Raw genomic sequence first — 1,474 nt, forward strand, 5'->3', positions numbered from 1 at the left:
GGCTCTATACTTTTTCCTGTTGATGAACTACCAATGTGGTAATCTATTAACAGGATTTTTTTGAAAAAAAAAGAGGCCCACAGGTCCCCACACACAAAAAAATCCACCCACTACAGCATCATCAAAGGATGTGAGAAACCATGAACCCTATAGATAATAATATAAAATTTTCACTCAGTATTAAAGACCCAAATGTTATTTTTTTCAGTTATAAGCATCAATTCATAAAATCAAAACCTGCTAAAGTCTATGTTGCCAATGTAAAAGCCACTTATACAAGGTGTCCTCAATGTGGTTTTGAAAACTTTAGTCATAACGGACACTATGTGTCACGTGTTTCATATCCGTCGGCCAACGCTAGTGAGCCCGTCTATCTTGAACTTCATAAAGAACGATTAATCTGTAAAAATTGTGGAAACTCGGTAATGGCAACAACAGACCTCGTCAATAAGTATTGTAATATTTCCAAAGCTACCAGACAAAAAATATTCATGCATCTTCAGGATGATCGTACTCAGACTAGTATTGCTTTAGACAATAGTGTTTCTCCCAGTACCGTTTGTCGCTATTTAGACAACTATGATGATCTATTTCGGAGAAATTATCATTCTTTACCTGAGCACTTATCTATGGATGAATTTCGTGGTGTTGGCGGCGATTTCCACTTTCTTTGTATTAACGGTGATGGTGATCATGAAATTCAACAGATCCTACCGGATCGCTTTAAACAAACTATTATTGATTACTTTAATAAGTTTGACAGCACCGCTAGAAAGCAAGTAAAGACAGTTTCTCTGGACCTTAATAGTTACTATCAAGATATCGCCAGATTGGTATTTCCAAATGCCAAAATAATTGTCGATCGTTTTCATATTGTTGCGATGATGACTAGATCTTTTAACCAAAGTCGCGTTCAAATTATGAAAGAATACAAGAAACAATCCAAGGAATATCGGATGCTTAAATTCTCCTGGAAACTTTATTTAAAACACTTCGATGAGCTTGAGATTAAAAAAACATTTTTCGATCGACACCTTAGGAAACAAGTAACTCAACTCGAAAGAGTTCAGTTAGGTCTAGATGTTGATGAAAGACTGTTAAATACTTATAACGCCATGCAAGGCATTATGATATGTCTTAAAAATCACGACAAAGATGGTCTTGTTCAATATTTATATAACAACGATAAGCTTAGCTCGCAAATGAAAGATGTTTTAACCACATTTAAAAAGAATCTTGAAATAGTCCTCAATGCCAGTGAATCAAAGTATTCTAATGGTCCAATTGAAGGGATCAATAGAATGATTAAGCAAATTCAAAGAACTGCCTTCGGTTTCCGAAATTATCACCACTTAGTTTCAAGAGTTAAATTACAACAAATGAGAACCAAACCAAACAAAAAGACACTGTTAGAAGTTGCATAACTTCTAACAGTGTCCCAAATTCATCTATCAACAGGATTTGACAAAGAGCC

1 protein-coding gene is annotated in these 1,474 nt (G+C 34.9%); it reads left to right on the forward strand.

Annotated elements, in window-relative coordinates:
• The first annotated feature begins 140 nt into the window (after window positions 1-140).
• A complete protein-coding gene (locus tag PPA04_RS09445) occupies window positions 141-1,424 on the forward strand; it encodes an ISL3 family transposase (protein WP_010620868.1) in 1,284 nt (427 codons plus the stop codon).
• The last annotated feature ends 50 nt before the right edge of the window (window positions 1,425-1,474 follow it).

The sequence above is a fragment of the Pediococcus parvulus genome (assembly GCF_007990205.1).
Classification (GTDB): Bacteria; Bacillota; Bacilli; order Lactobacillales; family Lactobacillaceae; genus Pediococcus; species Pediococcus parvulus.